This is a genomic window from Shewanella glacialimarina (genome assembly GCF_020511155.1).
Lineage (GTDB): Bacteria > Pseudomonadota > Gammaproteobacteria > Enterobacterales > Shewanellaceae > Shewanella > Shewanella glacialimarina.
This window is the reverse complement of record NZ_CP041216.1, coordinates 525,992-550,231: the sequence shown is the minus strand read 5'-3', so window position 1 is coordinate 550,231 and position 24,240 is coordinate 525,992. Positions and strand designations below refer to the sequence as shown.

The 24,240-nt window shown below is 41.1% G+C and carries 26 protein-coding genes and 1 pseudogene; 13 read left to right on the top strand and 14 right to left on the bottom strand.

The genetic code is table 11. The features are described from left to right. Positions 1-7 precede the first annotated feature (7 nt). The 4 genes from FJ709_RS02210 to FJ709_RS02195 form a co-directional block, all read right to left on the bottom strand. Entirely contained in the window at positions 8-1,252 is a 1,245-nt protein-coding gene (locus tag FJ709_RS02210) for an efflux RND transporter periplasmic adaptor subunit (RefSeq protein WP_226413027.1), read from the bottom strand. Positions 1,253-1,379: 127 nt separating this feature from the next. Next, entirely contained in the window at positions 1,380-1,823 is a 444-nt protein-coding gene (locus tag FJ709_RS02205) for a hypothetical protein (RefSeq protein WP_226413025.1), read from the bottom strand. A 21-nt stretch (positions 1,824-1,844) separates the two neighbouring features. Beyond that, the gene (locus FJ709_RS02200) at positions 1,845-2,021 is read right to left on the bottom strand and encodes a DUF3012 domain-containing protein (RefSeq protein ID WP_226413023.1); all 177 of its coding nucleotides are present in this window, start codon (positions 2,019-2,021) and stop codon (positions 1,845-1,847) included. A 73-nt stretch (positions 2,022-2,094) separates the two neighbouring features. Then, complete coding sequence (locus FJ709_RS02195; protein ID WP_226413021.1) at positions 2,095-2,466, bottom strand: SpoIIAA family protein; 372 nt, start codon at positions 2,464-2,466, stop codon at positions 2,095-2,097. Between the two features lie 138 nt (positions 2,467-2,604). On the opposite strand from FJ709_RS02195, the gene arfB reads away from it, so the two are divergent. From arfB to FJ709_RS02175, 4 genes are all read left to right on the top strand, one after another. Then, positions 2,605-3,024: an alternative ribosome rescue aminoacyl-tRNA hydrolase ArfB gene (arfB, locus tag FJ709_RS02190; protein WP_226413019.1), complete on the top strand. Its 420-nt coding sequence runs from the start codon at positions 2,605-2,607 to the stop codon at positions 3,022-3,024. 111 nt (positions 3,025-3,135) lie between these two features. Continuing rightward, positions 3,136-3,591, top strand: a complete 456-nt coding sequence (gene aroQ, locus FJ709_RS02185) for a type II 3-dehydroquinate dehydratase (protein ID WP_226413017.1) — start codon at positions 3,136-3,138, stop codon at positions 3,589-3,591. A 47-nt stretch (positions 3,592-3,638) separates the two neighbouring features. Beyond that, complete coding sequence (locus FJ709_RS02180; protein WP_226413015.1) at positions 3,639-4,037, top strand: DUF3859 domain-containing protein; 399 nt, start codon at positions 3,639-3,641, stop codon at positions 4,035-4,037. A 138-nt stretch (positions 4,038-4,175) separates the two neighbouring features. Further along, positions 4,176-5,183, top strand: a complete 1,008-nt coding sequence (locus FJ709_RS02175; RefSeq protein WP_404830036.1) for a class I SAM-dependent rRNA methyltransferase — start codon at positions 4,176-4,178, stop codon at positions 5,181-5,183. 93 nt (positions 5,184-5,276) lie between these two features. Here the strand turns inward: FJ709_RS02175 and FJ709_RS02170 are convergent, their stop codons facing one another. Both FJ709_RS02170 and FJ709_RS02165 read right to left on the bottom strand, forming a co-directional pair. Next, positions 5,277-7,037: an alkaline phosphatase D family protein gene (locus FJ709_RS02170; RefSeq protein WP_226413013.1), complete on the bottom strand. Its 1,761-nt coding sequence runs from the start codon at positions 7,035-7,037 to the stop codon at positions 5,277-5,279. Positions 7,038-7,366: 329 nt separating this feature from the next. Next, on the bottom strand, positions 7,367-8,551 hold the full coding sequence (locus tag FJ709_RS02165) for a tetratricopeptide repeat protein (RefSeq protein WP_226413011.1): 1,185 nt from the start codon (positions 8,549-8,551) through the stop codon (positions 7,367-7,369). A gap of 197 nt (positions 8,552-8,748) precedes the next feature. Here FJ709_RS02165 and FJ709_RS02160 point away from each other — a divergent pair, with 197 nt between their 5' ends. After that, positions 8,749-9,171 (top strand): organic hydroperoxide resistance protein, encoded by a 423-nt coding sequence (locus FJ709_RS02160; RefSeq protein ID WP_226413009.1) that lies wholly within the window; start codon positions 8,749-8,751, stop codon positions 9,169-9,171. Between the two features lie 119 nt (positions 9,172-9,290). Here FJ709_RS02160 and FJ709_RS02155 read toward each other — a convergent pair whose 3' ends face one another. Then, positions 9,291-9,815 (bottom strand): DUF3087 family protein, encoded by a 525-nt coding sequence (locus tag FJ709_RS02155; RefSeq protein WP_226413007.1) that lies wholly within the window; start codon positions 9,813-9,815, stop codon positions 9,291-9,293. Positions 9,816-10,060: 245 nt separating this feature from the next. Here FJ709_RS02155 and FJ709_RS02150 point away from each other — a divergent pair, with 245 nt between their 5' ends. From FJ709_RS02150 to FJ709_RS02140, 3 genes and pseudogenes are all read left to right on the top strand, one after another. Next, positions 10,061-10,270, top strand: a complete 210-nt coding sequence (locus FJ709_RS02150; RefSeq protein WP_226415809.1) for a YeeE/YedE family protein — start codon at positions 10,061-10,063, stop codon at positions 10,268-10,270. A gap of 316 nt (positions 10,271-10,586) precedes the next feature. Further along, positions 10,587-11,072 (top strand): annotated as a pseudogene (locus FJ709_RS02145) (hemerythrin domain-containing protein); the annotation flags it as partial. Between the two features lie 155 nt (positions 11,073-11,227). Next, the gene (locus FJ709_RS02140; protein WP_226413005.1) at positions 11,228-11,737 is read left to right on the top strand and encodes an AlbA family DNA-binding domain-containing protein; all 510 of its coding nucleotides are present in this window, start codon (positions 11,228-11,230) and stop codon (positions 11,735-11,737) included. On the opposite strand, the gene FJ709_RS02135 is transcribed toward FJ709_RS02140, so the two are convergent. The 6 genes from FJ709_RS02135 to lptM form a co-directional block, all read right to left on the bottom strand. After that, a complete protein-coding gene (locus FJ709_RS02135; RefSeq protein WP_404830035.1) occupies positions 11,724-12,464 on the bottom strand; it encodes an HAD-IA family hydrolase in 741 nt (246 codons plus the stop codon). The two genes, FJ709_RS02140 and FJ709_RS02135, sit on opposite strands and share 14 nt — an antisense overlap. 8 nt (positions 12,465-12,472) lie before the next feature. Next, complete coding sequence (xerC, locus tag FJ709_RS02130) at positions 12,473-13,375, bottom strand: tyrosine recombinase XerC (RefSeq protein WP_226415807.1); 903 nt, start codon at positions 13,373-13,375, stop codon at positions 12,473-12,475. 138 nt (positions 13,376-13,513) lie between these two features. Then, positions 13,514-14,143 (bottom strand): DUF484 family protein, encoded by a 630-nt coding sequence (locus FJ709_RS02125; protein ID WP_226415806.1) that lies wholly within the window; start codon positions 14,141-14,143, stop codon positions 13,514-13,516. A gap of 124 nt (positions 14,144-14,267) precedes the next feature. Beyond that, a complete protein-coding gene (dapF, locus tag FJ709_RS02120) occupies positions 14,268-15,095 on the bottom strand; it encodes a diaminopimelate epimerase (protein WP_226413003.1) in 828 nt (275 codons plus the stop codon). 25 nt (positions 15,096-15,120) lie between these two features. Then, positions 15,121-16,365, bottom strand: a complete 1,245-nt coding sequence (gene lysA / locus FJ709_RS02115; RefSeq protein ID WP_226413001.1) for a diaminopimelate decarboxylase — start codon at positions 16,363-16,365, stop codon at positions 15,121-15,123. A 15-nt stretch (positions 16,366-16,380) separates the two neighbouring features. Continuing rightward, on the bottom strand, positions 16,381-16,557 hold the full coding sequence (gene lptM, locus FJ709_RS02110; protein WP_404829999.1) for an LPS translocon maturation chaperone LptM: 177 nt from the start codon (positions 16,555-16,557) through the stop codon (positions 16,381-16,383). Positions 16,558-16,636: 79 nt separating this feature from the next. On the opposite strand from lptM, the gene cyaY reads away from it, so the two are divergent. Next, positions 16,637-16,966 (top strand): iron donor protein CyaY, encoded by a 330-nt coding sequence (gene cyaY / locus FJ709_RS02105; RefSeq protein WP_226412997.1) that lies wholly within the window; start codon positions 16,637-16,639, stop codon positions 16,964-16,966. Between the two features lie 27 nt (positions 16,967-16,993). Here the strand turns inward: cyaY and FJ709_RS02100 are convergent, their stop codons facing one another. Further along, positions 16,994-19,426 carry a class I adenylate cyclase gene (locus tag FJ709_RS02100; RefSeq protein WP_226412995.1) on the bottom strand — a complete coding sequence of 811 codons (2,433 nt, stop codon included), beginning with the start codon at positions 19,424-19,426 and terminating at the stop codon, positions 16,994-16,996. A gap of 461 nt (positions 19,427-19,887) precedes the next feature. Here FJ709_RS02100 and hemC point away from each other — a divergent pair, with 461 nt between their 5' ends. The 4 genes from hemC (at position 19,888) to FJ709_RS02080 (ending at position 24,005) form a co-directional block, all read left to right on the top strand. After that, positions 19,888-20,817, top strand: coding sequence for a hydroxymethylbilane synthase (gene hemC, locus FJ709_RS02095; RefSeq protein WP_226412993.1), 930 nt, complete (start codon positions 19,888-19,890; stop codon positions 20,815-20,817). Positions 20,818-20,827: 10 nt separating this feature from the next. Beyond that, entirely contained in the window at positions 20,828-21,550 is a 723-nt protein-coding gene (locus tag FJ709_RS02090) for a uroporphyrinogen-III synthase (protein WP_226412991.1), read from the top strand. Positions 21,551-21,627: 77 nt separating this feature from the next. Continuing rightward, positions 21,628-22,836 (top strand): uroporphyrinogen-III C-methyltransferase, encoded by a 1,209-nt coding sequence (locus FJ709_RS02085; RefSeq protein WP_226412989.1) that lies wholly within the window; start codon positions 21,628-21,630, stop codon positions 22,834-22,836. Further along, a complete protein-coding gene (locus FJ709_RS02080) occupies positions 22,833-24,005 on the top strand; it encodes a heme biosynthesis HemY N-terminal domain-containing protein (protein WP_226412987.1) in 1,173 nt (390 codons plus the stop codon). The genes FJ709_RS02085 and FJ709_RS02080 overlap by 4 nt, the downstream gene beginning before the upstream one ends. Positions 24,006-24,240 lie beyond the last annotated feature (235 nt).

The following is a 24,240-nucleotide window of genomic DNA, read 5'->3' as shown; positions in this document are numbered from 1 at the left end:
CAGCCTCCTAGTGGTTGTGAATATCAAAGCCAGATTTAGCCAATTCAGATGCTAGGAAAAACGCACCTGACACCACTATTTGCGAGCCACTTTTTATACCTGTAATTAAATTCAGCCCGCGCTGACTTTGTAGCACTTCAATTTTAACCGCTTCAAAACCATCTTCATCTTCAATAAAAATTTGCCAGTCGCCATCACTGCTGCGCGTTAATGCACTGTCGGGCACAATAATGCCGTTTAAGGGAGATAATTTTTTGGCTTGTGCTGATTTGTCGCCTTTTGAACTGCTTTGCTGAAAATACAACTCAGCAAATTCACCGGCATGTAACACGTGCTGCGGATTCGCCATACTGATCCACACTTGTTCAGTGCGGGTCATCGGATTGAGCTCATGGGAGCGGCCAATCACTACGCCCGTAACATTACGTTGCCCAACACGCACCAGTGCAGACTGGCCAATTTCAACCCGTTCTGACTGCACCGGTGTTAGCTGTGCTTCTACCCATAAAAACGACTCATCGGTTAATTGCATTAACGGTGTGCCTGCATCCAATACTTGACCTAGCATGGCTTCATCTTGTTGCACTCGGCCGCTAATTGGCGCTAATAACTGAAATTGGCCAATCGATTGAGGCGATGTGGTTAACGCTGATATTTGCTCATTACTCATCATGATGGCGTTTAATATCGCCCGCTTAAGCTCAGCATTGACCTCGGTGCGCATTTTTTCACTGGCACTAATTGTCCCTTTACTCATCCGGCTAACCCGCTGCCATTCTGTGGCGGCGTTAATATAATCGGCCTGTGCCTGTGCTATTTCGGTGCCACCTAAGGTTAATAAAGCCTGGCCTTTTTTCACTTGCTGACCCGGCACCACATGGCGTTTTAATACCTGCATCGCCAGCTGTGGTGCTATAGTGACTGTTTTGTCTTTATCAACCACCAGCTGCGCAGTCGCAACTGAGGTGAGATCAAATAGACTAAATGTCAGCGTTTCAACCTGAATGTTGGCCAACTCTCGTTGCTGCGGCGTTAAGGTTAATGCCTCATCATGCTCATCCTCTTGCGAATAAGACGAAGGCGAGTGTGGCTTTGATTGCTGCAGATCATGATCATCACTTGCAATCACTTTGAAGCTAAAAAGCGTTAGCCCAAAGCTGATAATAACTAGCCAGAATAACTGGCGTGTTATCAAATAAAACGATGCTAAAAAACGCGTATTTATCGGCGAATAAATAGTTGGAATTGTCATAAATAAATCCTAGAACTCAAACATAACCAAGTTGAAATACTGCGATAAGCATTCAATTTAGCCATAAAAAATAATCAAGCTTGCCAGTAACAACAGCAAACCTTTAATGAATGAATTTAAACAGGATTTACACTATCGGGGGGCGGTACGTGGCACCTAAAGCGGGAGGGAAATAGGATTGAACTGTTTGTAACGGTTGTTGATTGGCTTGCTCGGTCGTATCGATATTATCGGGCAGCATTATGGCCACTAAACCACCGTGGCACTGACAATCTAGGCATAAATCAACCATTTTGTCTGTTGGTGCAGGGTGAGTATGGTCATCCGCTGGCGCATGTTCACGGGCACCCTCTGCTGCGCAACTGCATTGTATGCACTCCGCTAGCTGGCTTAGGGCGGTAATATCTAAGGTAGGCGTGAATTGCACATGGGCATGATTGCTTTTTTCTTCTGTACTATTGCCAATATGTAATTGATGGCCACCTAAATTCGCACCGGCAAATTGCAGCACAATAATAGCAATCAATAGCTTAATTGAACGCATCATTGAAAACGAATTAAGGTGACTCATGCTAGTCATCTGAAACAGCGTTTATTTGAATACGCAGTGTTTAGCATAATCAGCCGCTTCATTAGCAGACCAATCACCTGTTTCTTTTTCTTTCATTTGCTTACACCAGGCGTCGCTGCCTACTTCTGGTGTACATGCTGTTAGGCCTAAAGTAAAAATACCCACTGCCGATAATGCTAATAATTTTCTGAATAACATAGTACTTCCTTGATGTGTTAAGGCTGAATTAGACAAATCGCCTTAATTTTTATAATACAAATTATTGTCAAAATTAAGCTTTGTGCTGCGATCGCTTAGAAATCCAATTAATCGCATCTTGCTTTTGTGCTAATGGAAACCATGCCACTTCACCTTGCATAAACGGGCCCATTAATCTGACCGAGTTACCCACCCAGTCAGGACCACCAACGAACACTAATGCATCAAACTCAGGCAACTGTACTTCACCGCTGCCGGTTAATGAGCCAAACTCCCACCCTTCTAACAGCACATCGGCTTCAATGTATAAGCACACTTGTCCCCAATCTTTACGATAGTTTCGAATAGCGGGTTGTAAACATGAGCGATAATCTTTAGCAGACAAACGACCACTTACAAACAGGCTAATAACGCCTTTGGCGATATCAGAAATTTGGCATAACATAAATAGCTCCGGTGTCATGGATAGGTGCCGAATAAAATTCGCTTACCAGACATTCACTTCAATGACGCGAATCATAACAAATATTACCGTCGCCAATATATAACTATTTTTAATCTAAAAAGTGATACCCTTTACAGTATGATAAATATTACTAATAGCGTGACTATCGAAGACAAAGAAATTGAGTGGCAATTTGTGCGCTCAAGTGGTGCGGGTGGCCAACATATCAATAAAGTGTCTACCGCTGCGCAACTGATCTTCGACATCAATGAATCGTCTTTGCCTGACTTTTATAAACAAAAGTTATTAACTAAAGCTGATCACCGTATTACCCAAAGCGGCAAGATCATCATTAAATGTCAGCAATCTCGTAGTCAAGATTTCAACCGACAGCAGGCACTGGAGCAGTTTATTTTGCTGGTAAAAAATGCCGCCATTGTCGCCAAAAAGCGCATTGCAACCAAAGCGACTAAAGGCAGCCAAAAACGCCGCATAGAAACCAAAAAACAACGCGGAGCCACTAAAGCACTGCGCCAGGGTAAACCGCGATTTGATTAATTAACCTGTGCTTGAATAAATTTAAGTTTACTGAACAGCTAACTTGCGTTAAAAACAAGCTAACTGAAATAGTGAATAACCTCACCAAGTTGAGATTGCCAAAGGATTATTATGAGCCAAACCGCAAAAATTTTATTAGTTAACGGCCCTAATTTAAATTTACTGGGACGTCGTGAACCAGGTCATTATGGCACACAAAACTTAGCCACCATTGTATCTGAATTACAAGGTGCGGCGACCTCCTCTGGGGTAGCGTTAGAGCATATTCAGTCTAACGCTGAGCATGAAATTATTGATGCCATTCATGCAACTGATGCACAGTTCATCATTATTAATCCAGCGGCATTCACCCACACAAGCGTGGCGATCCGCGATGCGATTTTAGGCGTAGCTATTCCATTTATTGAAGTGCATTTATCCAATGTACATGCCCGTGAGCCCTTTAGACATCACTCATACTTCTCTGACAAAGCGATTGGGGTTATTTGTGGTTTAGGTGCACAGGGCTATCAATTTGCATTGCAAGCAGCGCTTAAGCACTTGCAAGATAACAACGCACCGCATTAGTAGCGAATAGACTTCATATAACGGCTAAGACAATAAAGGCATCATCAGTGAGTAAGCTTAAACCCGATGTGAGCATTGTTTACAGCGGCATCTTTAGCCGATGGGACAGCCAAAGTGAAAAGTTGCCACAATTCTTAAAGGCAACAGTACATGTTCCTGCCACGCTAGATATCGAGTTTGGATTTATTGTTCGCATCCGTAAAGCTAAAAACCAACGGCTACGTTATTGTATTTATCATCCTAATATACCTGATGATGAGGGTAATACTCGTCCTCCTTTTGATGGTGAAGTCTTTATTAAAGAAAACGACTGGAAGTTTTATTTAGGCGATTGCATATGGTCACCCGTTGACAATAAGACAGGGGATTGGCGGATGACGCTAGAGCTGAACGATAAAATTGTTGCCGACAAAACATTTAAGGTTCACCCTGTGTTAGATAATTAATCGCGTAAATAAACCTTGTCGTTATTCGAAACCATCTAAAATTCTCTGATATAATAGCCAGCTTGCAACCACATTCAAGCGACTTCTGTTATGACCACTCAAACGCCTTCTTCCCCTTTATTGACACAGTCAGATGAAATAGATTTTAGCAAAGTGCTTGCTGAAGCAATGCTCAAGCGCCAAGCCTTTTTTGCGAAAGCTAAGCTGAATAATACTGATTGTTATCGGGTATTTCATGGCACAGTAGAGGGAGCCAATGGCTTAAACATAGACCGCTATGGTGATGCTTGGTTGGTGCAATCATTTCATGACACACTCAATGAAGATCAACTTAAGCAAATTACCCACGTTCTAGCACAACATGGTGATTATTTTGTAGTGTATAACGACCGCTCACAAAAAAATTCTCGCGTCGCCAATAACTTAGTCAATGAAGCGCAAGACTATGCGATGTCGGAACAAGTGATGCATGAAAACGGCATAGCTTTTACCACTAAGTTACGCCATGAAGGCCAAGACCCATTACTGTTTTTAGACATGCGTATTGGTCGTGAATACATGCAAAAACACAGTCACAATAAAGCAGTGTTAAATCTATTTTCATATACTTGTGGTATTGGAACTGCGGCCGCTGTGGGCGGCGCCAAGCGGGTAATGAATGTCGATTTTTCATCTTTTGCATTAGCAGCAGGCCAAAAAAATGCCGCACTGAATAAAGTTGAATCTGTATGTGAGTTTGTGCAAAGCGATGCGTTTCCAGCCTTACGTCAACTAGCCGGTTTACCTGTGGGCGGACGTCGTAATCAAAAACTGCCCAAGTTCCCAAAACTCGCTAAAACCACTTTCGACTTAGTGTTTTTAGATCCGCCACGCTTTGCAAAAAGCGTCTTTGGGGTGGTCGACTTAATTAACGACTATCAAGGCTTATTTAAGCCCGCAATGCTGACCACCAAGGCGGGCGGAACCATTGTTTGCTGTAACAATGTCGCCAAAGTGGAACGCCAATCTTGGTTGGACAGCCTAGTCCGCTGCGTTGAAAAACAAGGTCGAAAAATCATTAATATTGAATGGCTTGATTGCTACCAAGACTTCCCTTCCTTTGATGACAATCATCCACTAAAAATTGTGGCCCTGACCATAGACTAAGCAACAAAGTAAGCAACCACATTATAACTATCAGATTATAGCCATGACTACTTCAGCCAATGCCACTGCGGCATCGGCTGATGTGATTCATTGTTACCCAAAAATGATTTTTGGTTGTTGGATGTTAACTTTAGCGGAAGCAGAGCGCTCAACTAATGTGGTGAATGATTTATCTTTAATCGTATTCACATATAGCCACTCACTATTAGCTTCTTCGGCACTAAAGGTCAGCAATAAGTAACCGCGATCTTTCAAATTAGCATATTTTAAATCAGCGATAAGATTCACTATTGCAGCTTCAGTTGCAGGCATTTCAGCATCAGATAGGCCTAAGTAGTATTCTAACCCAGGTGAAGATACTGAACTGGTCGCAAACTCAACCCCAACCACTTCACCTTGATTGTCAGTTAGCTCATTTGCCCAAGCATTGTGAGTGTCACCAGCAATAACCACTAAGTTATGCTGCATCGATTTAGCTGTGGCAAGAATAACTTCTCGCTCATAGGCGTATCCGTCCCAAGCGTCTAAATTATAAGGAATAGAAGGCAATTGAAGTAAGGCTAGCACCTCAGGGGTTAACTGACTTTGATTAGCTTGTAAGTAAGCTAACTCTTGCGCAGATAATGTCGGATCGCCCGCCTGCGCACGCGCGGCTAATTGGGCTAACGTCGCCAGCTGAGCAAATTGAGGAATACTCATTTGTTGAGTCGCAATAGCCGCTGGCAGTAGCATTTTACCCATCAACACTTGCTGACCTAGCACCTGCCACTTCGCCGTCGATTCAAGCAAGGTTTGTTGCAACCATAATAATTGAGATTGGCCTAACATGGTGCGGTTAACGTTAGTCACATCACCTAAAAAAGCGCCGCTATTAAATGCCTTTGTCACCGGGCCCATGTAATCCGCATAATCTAGCTGCTTGTCTCGCCCCAGCAATCGAGTATCTAACATATGCAAATCAACTAAATCACCATAGTTAAAGCTACGGTATATTTCTTGATGATTTCCTTCACTCCAAGGACGAATGGGTAGCCATTCAAAATATGCCTGCAGTGCCGCTTGCTTGCGTAAATCAAAGTCCCCTTCATTGTCATTGTGGTTTTCAGCGCCCTCTATCCAGGTGTCATTAGCGACTTCATGATCGTCCCATACAGTGATAAAAGCGACTTTAGCGTGCAGTTTTTGCAAGCTCATATCACCACGATATTGTGCATAACGCGTGCGATAATCATTGAGTACCAATAATTCGCCAGCGGGTAATACTTCACGCCCTAAAGCCGCCGCATCTTGACTGGCATACCCACCACGACCGTACTCATACAAGTAATCTCCTAGATGAATAACCGCATCTAAATCATCACGCTCGGCCGCCAATGCGTATACATTGAAGTAGCCCGCAGGGTAGTTTGCACATGACATCACAGCTAATTTGACCGAATCAACAGTCCCTTCTGGTAAGGTTTTAGTCATACCAACGTCTGAAACATATTTACCCGATTTAAAGCGATAAAAGTATCCTTTGCCAGCCTCAAGGCCAACCGCATCAATTTTCACCGTATAGTCACGTTTAGCATTCGTTTTCATTACTCCATTAGTGACTATTTGGCTAAAATTAGCATCTAAGGCCACTTCCCATGACACTGTGATATCAGCTTCAACATCTGGAGTGACCCTGGTCCATAAGATCACTGCATCTTTGGCTGGGTCGCCACTGGCAATGCCTTGTAAAAATTGACCCGAGTAGATCTCTTCGTCATCGCTGCTACAGCCCATTAATCCATATGACACAACAACCGCGCCAACGCCTTTGGCTGACATAGCTAAAAAGTCGCGACGACTTAACCCTGTTTTCATTCGATATTCCTTTTAAGTCAATGATGGTGTCTGCATGTTAATCATTGCAACAGGTCAGACAAGCATGGCTATTGTGCGAATACAGGATGACAATCGCATGACAAAATCGTTACATAAAGGCTTTATCATCCAACTTTAGTTAAGTTTTGAGTCATAAATGTCATCACTAAGGTTGAGATAAGAGGATTGATTGAGCTGATTGGATAAAAATATAGAAATATTAGAGGGATTCACTCAACCGATCAGCATCAAATTTGTTTTAATTTGATGCTGATCCTTAGCTCAAGGATCGATATTTAAAAGATGTAAGCAGTAACGTAAAACACAACTTAATGAAGGGGATTATTAAGTGCTTCCAATTTTGCTAAATAATATCTTTTATTTTCAGGAACATCGGTTAACTCGACTGCTTGAATTAAAATTTTATGCGCCTTTTTTGTATTACCTAAACCTAGCTGAGCTTTAGCTAATGCAAAATATGCTTGATGAAAATATGGCGCACTCTTGATAAATTTCTCTAAAAAAATGACCGTCCTGTTATAATCTTCAAACTCTAATGCTTCAAGACCCAAACTGTAGTAACGATAAGGATTACTTGACTCAATAGATAATAATTGTTGATCTATTCTAGCAACGTCTTCTTTACGACCCTGTAATTCAAGTAATAAGCGATAATTACTTAGCATTGTTAATGAGCTTGGTTCAACATTGAGACCATAACGATATAATTTTTCCGCAGTAACATTATCTCCTAAGCGACGATGAACAATTGCCATCATATTGATCAAAGGCTCATATTCTGGCGCAAGGGTGAACCCTTGTTTTAATAACACAAAGGCATGTTCATAATTGTGCAATAACAACGCATCAGCGGCTAAATTTCGGTAAAACATTGCTAAAAACTCATTCTGAGAAACAATGGCACCCGTTCTATCAAACCTATCAGGAAAGTAATCAATTACGGTTGACGTACTGCCACTAAAATAGTGGCCATTGGGTTGCTCATCATATAAGAATGTACGTACATGATCGGATGTGACCAAAAGATCTGAAGTAATATTGGTCAATACGGGCGAGGCGTAAACCACTTGAAATACGGGGTAGACGCCTAGTTCTTTTGCTATTGAATAGGTCAATAGCGCTAAGGCCATGCAATTACCCGATTTACTTTCCCAAGACTCACTACTAGTAGAATTACGGCCTTCATAATTAAAGTTAACCATTTTGTAATTGATAAAATGAGCCACTTTTAAACGATTCGGTAAATCCTTAACATCATCTTTTGATATAAAGGCTTGTAACTCCTGTCGCTGCGCTTCTGATAAACGGGATAAGCTGTCGATAGAAGGCACATTAAATAGAGTGTTTTTTTGAATGAGGGAATGATTAAATTCTGGTAAGTGATAAGATTTATGAGCATTTTCTGTGTTGACTGCACACGCACTCATCAAAAAAAAGCATAAAGACAATATCGAGTAATGTTTAAATTGCCGATAATGATTTAACAGAAGCATTTGCTACATTCCATGTACGTTTTAGTTAATCCAATATGAATGAACTCGTTTCACATTACAAGATCATCTCCATGCCCTAACCTCAACAACCAAATTAAATTGCACACAATTTAGTTGCGTATTTATAAACGTTCCTTTATAGTGAGCGCAATTAAATTGCACGCAACTTAAATTAACTTACTTTTAGAGGTATTTCTATGACAACTTTATATACAACTTCAGCAACAGCATTGGCAGGTCGTAATGGTCAAGTAACTACAGATGACAAAAAACTCGATGTCGGTTTGAGCTATCCAAAAGAAATGGGCGGCAGTGGTGAACACACTAATCCTGAGCAATTATTTGCTGCGGGCTATGCTGCCTGTTTCTCAAACGCCATTTTACACGTGGCACGTGAAATGAAAGTCGCCATTAAAGCTGCGCCGACAACCGCAACTGTGGGTATTGGTCCAAATGATACTAAAGGGTTCGCGCTAACGGTTGCACTCGCTGTTGAGTTAGATTTGGCGCAAGATGACGCCGTCAAGCTTGTTCAGGCCGCGCATCAAGTGTGTCCATATTCAAATGCGGTTCGCGGTAATATTGATGTGAAGCTAACGGTTAATAGCGTCGCAATTTAATTTTTATCGACTATTTCGCAACAAAAAAAGTAACAAAAAGCCAAGGCGTCAACCTTGGCTTTTTACATTCATGTACCTACCCTACAATGATATAAAAAATTTACGGCTTAAGCTGCTAATTAAAAATCACCTAACAGTTCTACGCTGAAATCATCTGCATTACAGCTCAAATTTTTATCTTGGATTTGCTGTTCTAATAAGCTGATTTGTCGATTCACTTCGGTCATGGTTAAGGTATTGTTATCTAACTCATAAACAATCGCTAAACTTTGATAATAAAAACATAATATAGTTAATGCATTAACATTATTGTCAGCTGCGGCTTGTTGAATCGCATTAAGCTTACGATAAATTTTATTCTGTAATTGTTTCAGCTGCCAAACATAATAGACATCAGCATACTGAGGTTTTTTACGGCCATGCTTTACCACTAAAGTGCATAGCATAAGACCCATAATTACCCCGCCAAAATTAAAATAGAAATTGCCAGTTGGCTGACCGGCTACGACGGTTGCCGAACTCAATATCGCGATTAACATTTGACCAAAGACTAATGACGAAATCGCTAAAATGGCTATAACACCAAATTGGACTTGATTAGTCATCTTACGATATTGCGGTTTATCTACATGTCTTAATTTCATCAATATGACTCTTAGCATTCAATAATAGCGGCATTATACCTGCTTAATATGAATCACTCATTAAGCATATCTAGGTAAATTTTTGCCATACGATAAACTTGCCATTTCTACCATTAACTTAAATGAATATGACTGAATTTCCCCCTGTCAGCGCTTTAATTTGCGGAGCCTTACAATTCAATAGTCCTAATACAATATGGCGTTAGGCTTTTTTAGGGGTATTAGCACCTTTTGCTAACTTTACTCTGCCTACAACATTAGATGCCAGTTGGGGATTAACCATTTGGGGTGGATTTCTTGTGGGATTTGGGGCTTATTTAGCCGGTGGCTGTAAAAGTGGCCACGGTATTTGCGGTATAGGTAGAATGTCAGCACGCTCAATAGCTTCGACTGTAATATTTATGTTGGTCGCCGCTATAGTTGTGTTTGTCAGCCGTCATATAGTTGGAGGTTAAATTAGTCAATACAATCACTCCACCTCTCTTCTACATGTATTAGTTGCATTTATTGCTGGCAGTTTATTTGGATTTGGCTTAATTATTACGCAAATAGTTGATGCTAAACCGCCTTACCAAATCTGTCTAATCGTTGAAATAGCCACATTGTAACATTCATTAGCAAATAAGTTGTGATTAGCCTAGCAGAACAGTGCGGATTAACTTGCACCATTTAAAGACGTATTTAGAATTCGGCTTTACTGTTTTCCTTTCTGGAATCGCAATGTTTACCCTTGAGTCATGCTCGTCTGAACACCAAGCACAACTGGCTGCATTAGATCAATTGTCATTGATTGAGTTGGTTAATTACATTGAGGCTACCCACCACAAATACGTGCGTAATACCGCGCCATTGTTGCAAGAGTATACCGAGATAATGGTCAATGCCCACGGCGATGACCATGATGAAATACTACCTTTTGCTCAATGGGTAAATTCATTAGTAGCTGAGTTAATGCCGCATTTAATGAAAGAAGAACGGATTTTATTTCCTGCTATTCGCTCATTAAGTGTAGGGGAAAAGATAAATGGCTGTTTTGGTCACATAGGTAATCCAATTAATGTGATGGAACATGAACATGGTAATACCGCTGACATTCTGATCAAACTGAGACAAATAACGAGCAACTATCAAGTGCCGGAAGGTGCCTGTAACACATGGCGCACCTGCTATAAAACCCTGGCAGAATTTGATGCTGACTTACAAATGCATATTCATCTTGAAAATAATCTACTATTTCCAAAAGCATTGGGGTTATAAAGAATTAACGTTAGATTAGGGGGCTATTGAGGTTACCTAACAGCTCTTTTAGCTGCTTTTGGGATGAAATTCTTATGCCAGTTTCCACTTTTAGCTTTCTTTTTCAGTTATTTATTCATAAGCTAAGTTGAGAATCTTAATTATTGACTAATCCTATGAGCACTCATAATTACCCCACTTTTGCATTAGATGATATTGCCAATCTTCATGAGTCTGCCCAGGTAGAATTTAAGCTTGCTGGTGGCCGCGACGGTAATGGAAAATTGCCAGAAGTTATGTGGGAAACCTATAGCGCGTTTGCCAATACCTTAGGGGGTGAAATTATTCTAGGGGTAAAGGAAGACCATGGAGAGTTTAGTATCGAGGGTATTGTTAACCTTATGCCTATGCTCAGTGAAATTTGGCAAATCCTTAATAACCCGCAAAAAATTAGCCACAATATCCTCTCACCTACTGATGTACAAATTATTGAAATTATGGGTAAGAAGTTGATTCGAATTCATGTTCCTGCGGTAGATCCCAAGCTTCGACCTATCTATATCGGCACAGATCCCTACGGTGGTAGTTATTTCCGAGTAGGTGATGCCGATATGCATGCCAGTCATGAACAAGTTGATCAAATGAAACAACGCGCAGGTGTGGTGCTAAAACCTAAATCAAGTTAAGCAATAACGACAACTGATCAATCGCGATATGGGGTAATAAACTCGCAGGGTTTTTATGCCTTTTTTGCTGGCAAGGGTTTAGCCAAACAGTCTGACATCCGGCCATTTTAGCCCCGACAATATCTGAGTTAGGGTGATCGCCAACATGCAACAATTCTGACGGTTTTATCGCCAGCTGTTTACAGGCTAAATCAAACATATCACCTGCCGGTTTCATTTTAACGCCACATCCTGGATGCAAAACAAACTGCATGACAGTATCTAAACCAATACGGCTAGCATCAACATTACCGTTAGTAATACCCACTAAAGTAAAGTGCTGTTTTAATGTATTAAGCGTAGCAAGCACATCTGGGACAATGGTGAAATCACTGCGATAGTGGTGAAAACAATCTAACCCAGCTTGCGCCCCATGGCTGGATTCAATTTCGCTGTAACCCAACTGAATTAACCCTTCACGCAGCATAGCATAGCGCGCCGCTGAGGTGTCATGCACTAACTCAGGCTGACGCATTTGCAATGCAAGTTTACAACGCTGCCAATCAACTGCGGTCCAATGGGACGATTTAGGGTACTTACGGTGTAATAGACTAAATGACTCCGCAACAGCCTTAACGATAATGGGTTTATTATCATATAGGGTGTCATCTAAATCAAAACTAATGGCTTTAAAAGGTTTGAGCCGTTGATATTGAATCATACCCGTTTGGCTTTGCTGCGCTAACATGTGCACCATTATGAGTTGCCCTTATTTTTTTTCGCTCTAGGATGAGCACCATCGTAAACTTTAGCGAGATGCTGGAAGTCTAAGCTAGTATAAATTTGAGTTGTAGACAGGTTTGCGTGGCCCAGTAACTCTTGTACTGCACGTAAGTCGGCACTAGATTCAAGCATATGAGTCGCAAAAGAATGGCGTAACTTATGCGGATGCACTTTAACCGATAACGCCTGCTCTTGACCCCATTTATTCATTCTGGCTTGAATGCTACGGTGCGATAATCGCTTGCCTTGATTACTGATAAACAATGCATCATTCGTATGTAAAGAAGACACTTGTTCACGGCAGGTAAACCATACTTTTAACGCATTGATAGCCACTTTACCAATTGGCACAATCCGTTGTTTACTGCCCTTACCCATGACCTTAACTTCTGCGTTATCAAACTGAATGTCATCATAATTTAACGCGGCTAATTCGGCTAAACGAAGCCCGCTGGAATAAAATAACTCCATAATAGCTTTATCTCGAATAGCCAGCGGATCATCAGCGTCAATATCGAGTAAATGGCTGACGGCATCGACATCCATATTTTTAGGTAATGGCTTATTTTGTTTGGGGGCACTGAGGGTTTTAGCAGGATTTATTGCTATAACATTTTCACGCAGTAAAAAAGCATAAAATTGTTTTTGTGCCGACAAGCTTAATGCAATTGAACGCGGACTTAAACCCTGTCGATGCAATTTGGCTAGCACACTTTGCAACTGATCGCGGTTAGCATTATGTAAGTAAATATCTTCGCCTAATAAGGATTGAGCACGGTTGAGTTCAAAAAAATAATTGCGAATAGTGTAAGCCGATAACTGACGCTCAAAGGTCAAGTATTGGCGATACTTAGCTTGCCAATCTGTCTGTGTCATCACGGCGACTCCTGCTTTATGCTGATACGCAGCAGTATCTTGAACGCTACAGCTTTGAAAATCATAGCCTTGAATATTATATTTGGAGAACACAACACCAAGATTTGACCATGTACCAATCAGTCACAAACCACTAGGTTAAAATGTTGCTAATAAATGGCTGAGTAAACGACGTAATTGGCTTAATAGTAAAGAGTCCATATTGGGGTGAAAGTGAGCGGCATCGGCGCTAGCTATGGCAAATATGACCTGGCCATTTTCATCCGATAGTCTAGTTAACGCAACAGAGCCAACTTCACTGCCAAATAAGCGTTTTGATTCTGACTGAGTTAGTCGGCCAAAATAGTAATTATTTTGAATGCGATGACGCCAAATGTTAGCTAATTCACTGTCAATATCATGAACGGTAATTAAACGCACATGGGTAAAGCCAAACTCAGCCTTTAACCCTTCAAACAAGGTTTGCCTAAGTTCACTTAGCTCCTTACAAGCCAATAATTGAAATGACAATTCATTATTAAACATAAATATACGTTCATTCTGCTTTGCCACATTCATTAGCGCAGTAATTTCTTCTTCGAGCTGAGTCACTTTTTGGCGCAGTATTTCTTGTCTACGCTCAACCAGTGATACCGCGCCACGCTCATGATGATTCAACCGAAGCGCAATCAGTAACTCAGGATGACGATTGAAAAACTCAGGGTTGTCGAGTAAATAATCACGCACTAGATTTTCATCTAGCACTTGGTTACGAAAGTTCGCCAACATTTCAGCGCCTAAATCTTGACCGATTGCATCGATACCCGATAGTGCGTCTGATAATGAATCTTGGTTTGATGCCACATCAGCGGCTGACGTTATCTCACTCATAAAAATTTAATCTACCTAAATATTACAGCTGTATTTGACCATCATATACATGTTCAGCAGGGCCTGTCATCCACAACGACTTACCTTCACCTTCCCAATTAATGGTTAATGAACCACCGGGTAAGTCTACGCGCACTTCATTGTCTAACTTATCTTGCAGTATACCCACAGCAACAGCGGCACAGGCGCCAGTGCCACAAGCAAGTGTTTCTGCAGCGCCACGCTCATAAACCCTAAGCTTAATATGGCTTGGGCTTATGACTTGCATAAAGCCGACATTAACCCCTTTTGGGAATCGCTCATGGTTGGTTAACATGGCACCTATTTCCGCAACTGCGGCATTTTCTACATCTTCCACTTCAAGCACGCAATGTGGGTTGCCCATTGACACAGCACCACATAAAAAAGTTTGCATCGGGGTTTGCAGTAAATAGGTTTTTTCACTCTTTTTAGCTTTAAACGGAATGTGGTTCGGGTCAGTGACAGGTACGCCCATATTGACTGTGACTAAACCATCTCGCTCAATACGCAGGGTTATTTTACCTGAGCTGGTACTCACCCGAATTTTATTCTTATTGGTTAAGCCTTTATTACGCACAAAACGAGCGAAGCATCGCGCACCATTACCACATTGCTCAACTTCGCTACCATCGGCATTAAAAATACGGTAATGGAAATCTAAATCGGGATCATAGGGCGGCTCGACCAATAATAATTGATCAAAACCGATCCCAAAATTTCGATTAGCTAATCGACGTATTTGCTCTGGCGAAAAAAATACATTTTGGGTAATACCATCAACGACCATAAAATCATTGCCTAGCCCATGCATTTTAGTGAATTGAATCAAAGGTGTTTCCTTTTCCATTTACTCATTAAGGTAGCAGGTGTTCACCTTGCCAAAGTTGCGCCACGGTTTCACGCTCACGCACCAGTATATCTTGTTCGCCATCAACCATCACTTCTGCCACCCGTGGACGAGAATTATAATTAGATGACATCACAAAGCCATATGCACCACTTGAACGCACTGCTAACAAGTCGCCAGCTTTAACCGCTAATTGTCTGTCTTTACCTAAAAAGTCGCCGGTTTCACACACTGGGCCAACCACATCATAAGCTTGGGTTGGTGCATCAGTTTGGTTAACAGGAATAATATTCTGCCACGCACTATAAAGCGATGGACGAATTAAGTCATTCATAGCACCATCAACAATGGCAAAGCGTTTGTCGCTGTTTTCTTTGAGGAATAACACTTCAGTGACAAAAATACCCGCATTTGCAGCAATGGCTCGGCCAGGTTCGAAAATCAACTTTATCGGGCGTTGCCCTAGCCGTTCAAGTAACGCAGCGGCGTAAGCGTCTGGGTGAGGAGGTGTTTCATTATTATAAGGCACACCTAAGCCACCACCCACATCAAAATGCTCAATCACTATGCCTTGCTCAGCTAAGCGGTCTATCAAAGACAGCATACGATCCATCGCATCTAAAAACGGTTTTAGTTCAGTTAACTGCGAGCCAATATGGCAATCTACCCCTTTAACATGTAAGTGCGGTAACTCAGCTGCGCGGGCAAAAACTTGCTCAGCTTCTTCCATGGCAATACCAAACTTATTTTCTTTTAAGCCGGTAGAAATATAAGGGTGGGTACCTGCATCAACATCAGGATTAACCCGCAATGATACCGGCGCGATTTTACCTAAACGGCCAGCAACCTCATTTAATAGCTCAAGCTCGGCACTTGATTCAACATTAAAACAATAAATACCGATTTTTAATGCCTGCTCCATCTCAGTAATGGTTTTACCCACTCCCGAAAAGACTACTTTTTTAGGGTCACCACCTGCTTGTAAAACGCGTGACAATTCACCACCAGATACAATATCAAAACCACTGCCCAGGCGAGCTAGGGCATTGAGCACTCCTAAGTTAGAATTAGCTTTTACGGCATAGCAAACCAAATGAGGATGATTAGCGACAGCCTTATCAAAAGCATGCCAATGGCGCTCTAGCGTTGCGCGGGAATAAATATACAGTGGCGTACCATATTTTTTGGCTAATGCACTGACGTCGCAACCTTCGGCAAATAAATGACTGTCTTGATAAGTAAAAAAATCCACAATACGTTTCCTATATTATTGCTGTATATCAGCTGTTGAGTCTGATCCCGCTGGTAGTGTTTCTAAGTCAGCCGTAATTGGCGCTGCGGAAATTTTATTATCTTCCTGCGCGGGAGTTTTGTATAAAGGCCCTTTCTGACCACAGGCGCTTAGCACTAGGCTAGCAAGCAAAAGTAATAAAAGCAGTCTCATTTTTCTCAACATCTGTGCATCTGATCAATTATGGCCTTATAATCGCATTCATCTCGCAGAAAGCAAAGGATAGAAATGCATGGCTATGACAGATACAGAGTTTCACCAATTAGCTGATGAAATATTCAGCGCAATCGATAACGCTATTGAAACCGCTATTGACGAACAAGACGCGGATGTAGACATCAATTACAGCGGAAATCTAGTGCAATTGACCTTTGAAGATGGTTCGCAAATTGTGATCAACAAGCAAGAACCTTTGCACGAGATCTGGTTAGCGACCATCACTGGTGGATACCACTTTGCTTACCAAAATGGTAAATGGTTAGATACCCGTAATAACATTGATTTTGTGCCATTTGTACTAGATTCAATTGCTAAGCAAGGTGGAATAGTGATTACCATTTAATCCTATTACCACTGTTAATGGGTTTAGCTAGAACGCTGAGCCCATTTCATCTTCCGTTACGCCAAAAGGTTCGACCTTCAATGAGCCCTCTTTTCTCACTAACCGAAAGAATTGCGGCATATTAAAAAATGCTTGCTGATCGCAGTGACTGTCTTTCACAAAACTTAAACTCTGCTGGCTCACTAATTGGCTTATAGTCATATTGTCGTGCACGCTATGGGTCAGTATATTAGTTTCATCGACAAGAATAACTTCCAACTTATCGCTTAATTGTCGTAAAAAAAACTGTTTTGCACCATGAGCTATATAACGTTGAATAATTACTGGCACCGTTGAAAATGGCTCATTATTAAGTTCAGGACGTGGTAGGTGAGTCACTAAACGTGGCCTGTTATAGTGAAACATGTTTCTAGAGCTCGCTAATACGTTATAAACCATACCCAAAGAATTGAAATGTAGACCGTATTTTTGACTGCCCATATTGAGCTCAATGAGCAGTGTTTGGCTGTCACTGACGTTTTGAATGGTTTGATGACATAATTTCAGTAATTGCATAAGTTGGTCCTGAATTTGTTTGACCAACTTAGTTGAACAGGATAATACCGATAACTGACTTTGTGCATTAGCGCGTTTCAATCCTAGCACTAAAAAAGATAGCGCCTCTAGCACCGCTACTTCACCTTCAAATCGGTGGCTGTGCCACTCACCCCAACTATTTAAGCTGATAATATCAATACTCGATAACATATTTTTCTTATCACGGCCTAGCGACAAAATATCACCATTCATATAATCGACCATGATCTCCTGTCCATGCCATTGCTCAGTTACATCATTATCCATATTGGCGATAACAATGATGTGCTGATAAAACCAAGGTTGGCATAAATGGCTTTTAGTCACTTCAATCGTATGGTTAACATTTTGCATTAGCCCTTTGGCTAGGCGTGCTAATTTGGTGGCATAGGCTTTATTTCGCCCAATGCTATACCAATATGTTCTGTCGGTAACCAAACCATTCATCACCGCCCAAGCCACCACATCTACATCTGTTTTTCCAACAAACAATGCCTGCTGTCCGATGAGTTTATCCGCGTTACTGACGCCCCTAAATAATTGATATTGGGACTTCTTTTTTGAAAACCATACCGCAAGCTCTGGTTCACTTACATTTTGACTCCACAGTGGATTAAGCGGGGGTAAAGTATGGGGGGCATCACTGAAAAAACCATGCAACTTACGCGCTAATAGGCAAAGCTCTTCAACTCTCATACGATCGCTAAGTTCATGTTTAGAAGCAAATTGAAGCAGGTTTTTATAGCTAGCAAGCAGCAACTCATTTAACTGCTGATTAAACCATTGTAACTGACCAGAATGCCAGTTTGTCGCATTGTCTAAAGTGACTAGTAGACTACTTGGCCAACACCAATCCACCGTTAAATCTGTGAGTTTTTGATAGCGCCAATCATGCTGTGTTTGTTGTGGTTCAGATAATGCGATACCGCATTTAAGGTAAAAACAGCGTCGTACAATTTCAAGCCTTTTAACTTCTCGGCGAGATAACAAATAATGCTCTATACGTTGATATAGAATAAGGTAGGCATCATTATCGTCAGAGAAATTATCATTTAAACAATATTGCCAAACTTCTTCTGTGGCCATATGATTTTGCGGATACTCGCTAGCATAAACTTCAAGTAATAATACTTTCAAGAGCGCTTTATGCGGCTTATTAAGGCCTTTATATAGCTGCCACAAAGATGCGCCAAAATACTCGCTGGCAGGCAAGTTTTTCAAGTCACCTAAAAACAGCAATGCATCGCCAGTCGCTTCCGGCCACCAAGCAACATATTTGCCGGCTAATCGAATATGAGTGCGATAAAACTCTTCCAATAACAACCAATGCTGAACCGACCCACTGTGCTCTTCACCCAATGGTTGGCAGTTTTCATACAAACTGCATTCACGGAACTGGTTAGGGTGAATAAGATAAAAGTTCACTTCAAAATCAAATTGAACAAACCAAGCGGTTAAATGAGAAACTTTTGCACGGAGTCGGTCTATATCTGCTTGGCTCAACGTAATGTGATGCACTAACCAGATGTCAACATCACTATTGAGGTTTTGGCCAAAACTGGATGAGCTTCCCATGGCGTAAATGCCTTCAAATGCATAGGGTTGCTCAGACACTGTTGATATATATGGTACGCCGACAGCTTGACACGCTTGCTCGAGTACAGATGAAAAATTGAAATCACAAATTCCCGATGGCGTTACTGCATCGATAAAACCGGGCAATTGAATTGCATTAATCTGTAAAAGATAAGGTATAAGCAAAAACAACTGATATTGTTGCTCAGGCAAGGTTAATTTAACTCGTTGTAACCTCAACGAATTCAATTTTTCAGCACGATAAATTGCGCTAGTATTGTCAGTATTTGAATCGGGTAAATCGTGCAAAGACTCCATCCTTAAACCACTCACCTAGCAACTTTAATCGCTCAAACCATAGCTTTTAACTCATATGGATGCACGAGAGTGATCTATATCAAAAAAATCTATTCAATGTGACAAGGTTAACACCAAATTCAATTTTAGCAATCTGACCAAAGGTCTTAGAACAAAACTAAAGCCCCCCGAATTCAGATAATAACTTCGATTGGCTACCAAATAAGCGCTTAATGCTAATTTAACCGCTTATAGCATTAAAATAAGCTTAAATAGGGCTAAGCAGCCGCATCTATGTCCGTTAAAATAGTCTCTGTATTATTTTGCTTTATTGCCCCCCTAACTTAAGTGGATTAAGGCCAAATGATAAAATCATCGTGCAACTTCAAACAATTTCAATACAGTTATGACAAACTCCTTAATCCAATGTTAGCATTAGCGCAATTACTGTTAGTTGATGGATAAATATGGCCATGTCTGAAAACACTATTCGTATTGCAACGCGTAAAAGTCCACTGGCAATGTGGCAAGCTGAGTTTGTAAAAGCTGAATTAGAACGCATTCATCCAGGCTTGATTGTTGAGCTACTGCCAATGAGCACTAAAGGCGATGTTATTTTAGACACACCATTAGCTAAAGTGGGTGGTAAAGGGCTTTTTGTCAAAGAACTTGAAGTTGCCATGTTGGAAGACCGTGCTGATATTGCAGTGCATTCAATGAAAGACGTGCCCGTAGACTTCCCTGAGGGACTAGGCTTACAAGTAATTTGTGAGCGAGAAGATCCCCGCGATGCATTTGTATCAAATAGCTGTAAAAGTATCAGCGAATTGCCACAAGGCGCTGTTGTAGGTACTTCAAGTCTTCGTCGTCAATGTCAAATTCGTGCCGCCCGTCCTGATTTAGTGATCAAAGATTTACGCGGTAATGTCGGTACCCGTTTGGCCAAGCTAGACAGTGGTGATTATGATGCAATTATTCTTGCTGCTGCAGGCTTAATTCGCCTCAAGTTAACGCAACGTATTGCCAGTTTTATTTCAGCTGAAGAGTCATTACCCGCAAACGGTCAAGGTGCTGTTGGTATTGAGTGCCGCACTAATGATGAGCGAGTAAAAAACTTATTAGCACCACTTGAGCATTTAGAAACCCGTTATCGTGTATTAGCAGAGCGCGCAATGAATACTCGCCTGGAGGGCGGTTGTCAGGTTCCTATTGGCGCCTATGCCGAAATTATCGGCGACACCTTAACACTTCGCGGATTAGTGGGTAATCCAGATGGTAGCCAGGTGATTACTGGCCAGGTCGCTGGTGATAAAACACAGGCTATCGAGCTTGGGCAGGCACTGGCGAATGACTTATTAAGTCGTGGTGCTAAAACTATTCTTGATGCGGTTTACGCCCAGTAACGGCTCAAATATGAAAGTCTTGCTGACACGTCCAGAAGGTCGTAATCAAGATATGATTGAGCAACTTGATAAGTATCAAGTTGCTCATATAGTCACTCCACTTCTAGGTGTAGAAGCGACTCACCTTCCAGCCCCTGTTTTTTTTGATGACGTTGATAATCTCATTTTTATTAGCACTAATGCGGTGACATTTACTGCAGAAAAACGTCATAAATTATTCCCCTCTCAATGTCGCTACTTTGCTGTAGGTCAAGCCACGGCTGATGCATTAAAACAATACAACTTGACTGTATTTTCTGCCCCAGAAAATAGCCAAGACAGTGAAGGGCTTTTATCATTACCACAGCTGCAACATATTAATAAACAATCCTTTATTATCTGCCGCGGCTCAGGTGGACGCGAAACAATAGCTGAACAACTCGAACTGCGTGGGGCTAATGTGAGCTATTGGGATGTATACCAACGATCGCGGCCAACACTCGATAATCAACAGGTTGTTTCACAATGGGTAGATTTCGGTATCAACACAATTGTGGTCACTAGTGGTGAGATATTAACCAATTTAATTGCGTTAATTCCAAAAGAGTTATTTGCATGGTTAGATTCATGTCATATCATAGTGCCAAGTAATCGTGTGAAATTACAGGCAAATGCATTAGGTTTACATAGAGTAACCAATGCAAATGGAGCAAATACTCGGGCAATACTTGTCGCATTGGGCTTAACAGCGTAATTTCACTATTTAACACTGTTCAATGATAGTGAGCCTTTCACTATCAATTTGTCGTATTTTGCTTTCAAGGACTGTTCATGGAAAATAACAAACTCGAATCCACTGAAGTTGATACTCATGATGTAGTGTCTAAACCTCAGGCAAAGGGCGACTCACCTCAAGCTGCAAAAGCAGCCTCTCCTACGCCAAAACGTCAACCAGGCCCTTCAAGTCGGCATCGTAAATTACGCAGTTCATGGTGGGTTCGATTAAGTATTTTTATTAGCTGGATGGCCGCTAGCACGGCCATTGCTGGTTGTTATTGGCTTTATTTACAACTCAATTCACAACAAGAAAACCAGCAAAATCAACAACAAGAGATAAATACTGAATTAACTCTGCTTGAAACAAACAATCAAAAACTAAAGCAGGAATTACAGCAGTCACTATCCGGACCAAACCAACGTATTGCCCAATTAGAACAGCAACAAGTTAATGATGCAAAAGCTTATCAGCAGTTGGCTGTGCTGCAACAGGCGCAAAAACAACTGCAAGAACGAGTTGCAATAGTCGCTCAACGTAGTCCAAACCATTGGATGGCGTCTGAAGCTGATTATCTAGTGCGTATGGCAAGTAGAAAACTGTGGCTTGAAAAAGACCCTCAAACTGCAGCCAGCTTATTGCAGTCGGCCGATAACCGCATTGAAGCGATGAAAGATCCAGCATTACATCAACTGCGTAAAGCTATTGCACAGGATATCGCCGCAACGCGTTCGATTAAAACGACCGATGTAGCAGGCGCAGTGTATGCCATTGATGCGGTGATAGATCAAGTGGCTAACCTCCCCTTAAATCAAGCTGATACAGATTTAGCCGTGGATGAATTAGCTGAACCTCTTTCTGATTCTATTGATGACTGGCAAACGAATTTATCTAAGTCATTTAAGCAATTTATTGATGGTTTTATTACTATTCGCGAGCGAACTACTGATTTAGAACCGCTACTACCATTAGAACAACAATGGTATTTAGTAGAAAATGTACGCCTGAAATTGTTACAAGCTCAGTTTTCGTTGCACAACTATGATCAACAGGGTTATCACAGTGCAATTAATTATGCTCATCGTTGGGTAAAACAATATTTTGATACCAGTGATCGTCGCACCCAAAATACGCTCGCTCAGCTAGAAGTGTTATCACAGCTTTCTATTGAGTCCGCGAATGCTTATCAATTTAAATCTACTCCACTGTTACAACAATTAATGACATACGGGAAAATGATGCCTGAAGAGGAGCCAGCACTATGATAAAAATGTTGGCTTATGTGATTATCATTCTATTAGGTTTGTGTGTCACGCCGTACCTTTTAGAAACCAAAGGCTATATTTATATCGCAATATGGGACTATCAAATTGAAACCAGTTTAGCTTTTGGTTTATTTGCATTATTAGCCTTTTATATTGGCTTAGCATTAACTAAAAGAGTCTTAATATTGCTATTAACTTTAGTGTTAAGTAGCCGCTATTTACCTGAGCGTTGGCGTATTGAACAAGCCAAAAAACAAACCTTAATGGGTGCATTGGCCTTAGCAGAAGAGGATTGGCCCACCGCCGAAAAAGCCATGGTCAAAGGTGCTGAAAATGGCGAGCTGCCTGCGCTTAATTATTTTGCTGCAGCAAGAGCCGCACAACATCAACATAAAACTACTGAACGTGATGATTATCTTGCTAAAGCACAATTAGATCCTTTAGCCAAAAAAGCTGTATTAACAACTCATACGCGCTATTTATTGAAACAAGGCGAATTGACTCAAGCCCGTATCCTGTTGAATGAACTTGATCCAACAAGCAAGAGTAAAGATTCCGTTATCAAGTTGGCTGCCGATTTATACCTGGCTCAACAGGACTGGGCAGCGCTTAAATTAATTATGCCTACTTTAGCTAAGCGACATGTTTATTCCGATGAGGAAATTATCGAAATAACGACCCAAGCTAATATCCATTTAATCAATCAAGCTGCTGAAAAAACGGCAAGTGAACTTGATAAATGTTGGGGCTGGTTAAGTAAATCTGAACGGAATCAAGTTCGAACCTTAATAGCCTATCTTTATGGATTATGTAAGCTACAACGCAAAGATGAAGCATTAAAGCTGCTTTTTAAACACCTCAAGTCTAACCCTGTTGAGAGTTTATTCGATGCGGTAGCTGAGATAGCTAGCGCGCATGATAATGATATTCGAAAACTGCTCAGTAAATTTGAGCAAACACATGAAAACCTTGTCAGTTACCAAGAATGTTTGGCTAAGTTAGCCTTACAAACTCGTGATTTTAAACAAGCTAAAATACATTGGTACAATGCCTGCCAAATTGCACCAAGTCGCACTAGATGGTTAGCTTTAGCGCAAGTACAAGAGCAGCTTGGTGATAATACGATGGCAATGCAAAGCTATCGTCACGCAGCTAACGCTAGCAGCTAGCTAACTATATATATTATTTTTTCCCCCATAAAGCCTGCATAAATTGCAGGCTTTTTTGCATTTTTCAGACTCATTAACAATAGAATTAACTAAACTTTTACTACCTATAACCGATAACCGATAGAGGGTAAATTTATGTTCATTTAATAACATATTTCTATAACTGAATCGCTCATGTACCGCACACGACTAAAGAATATCAATCTTTACTCTTCAATTGGTATCATTTAAAAAT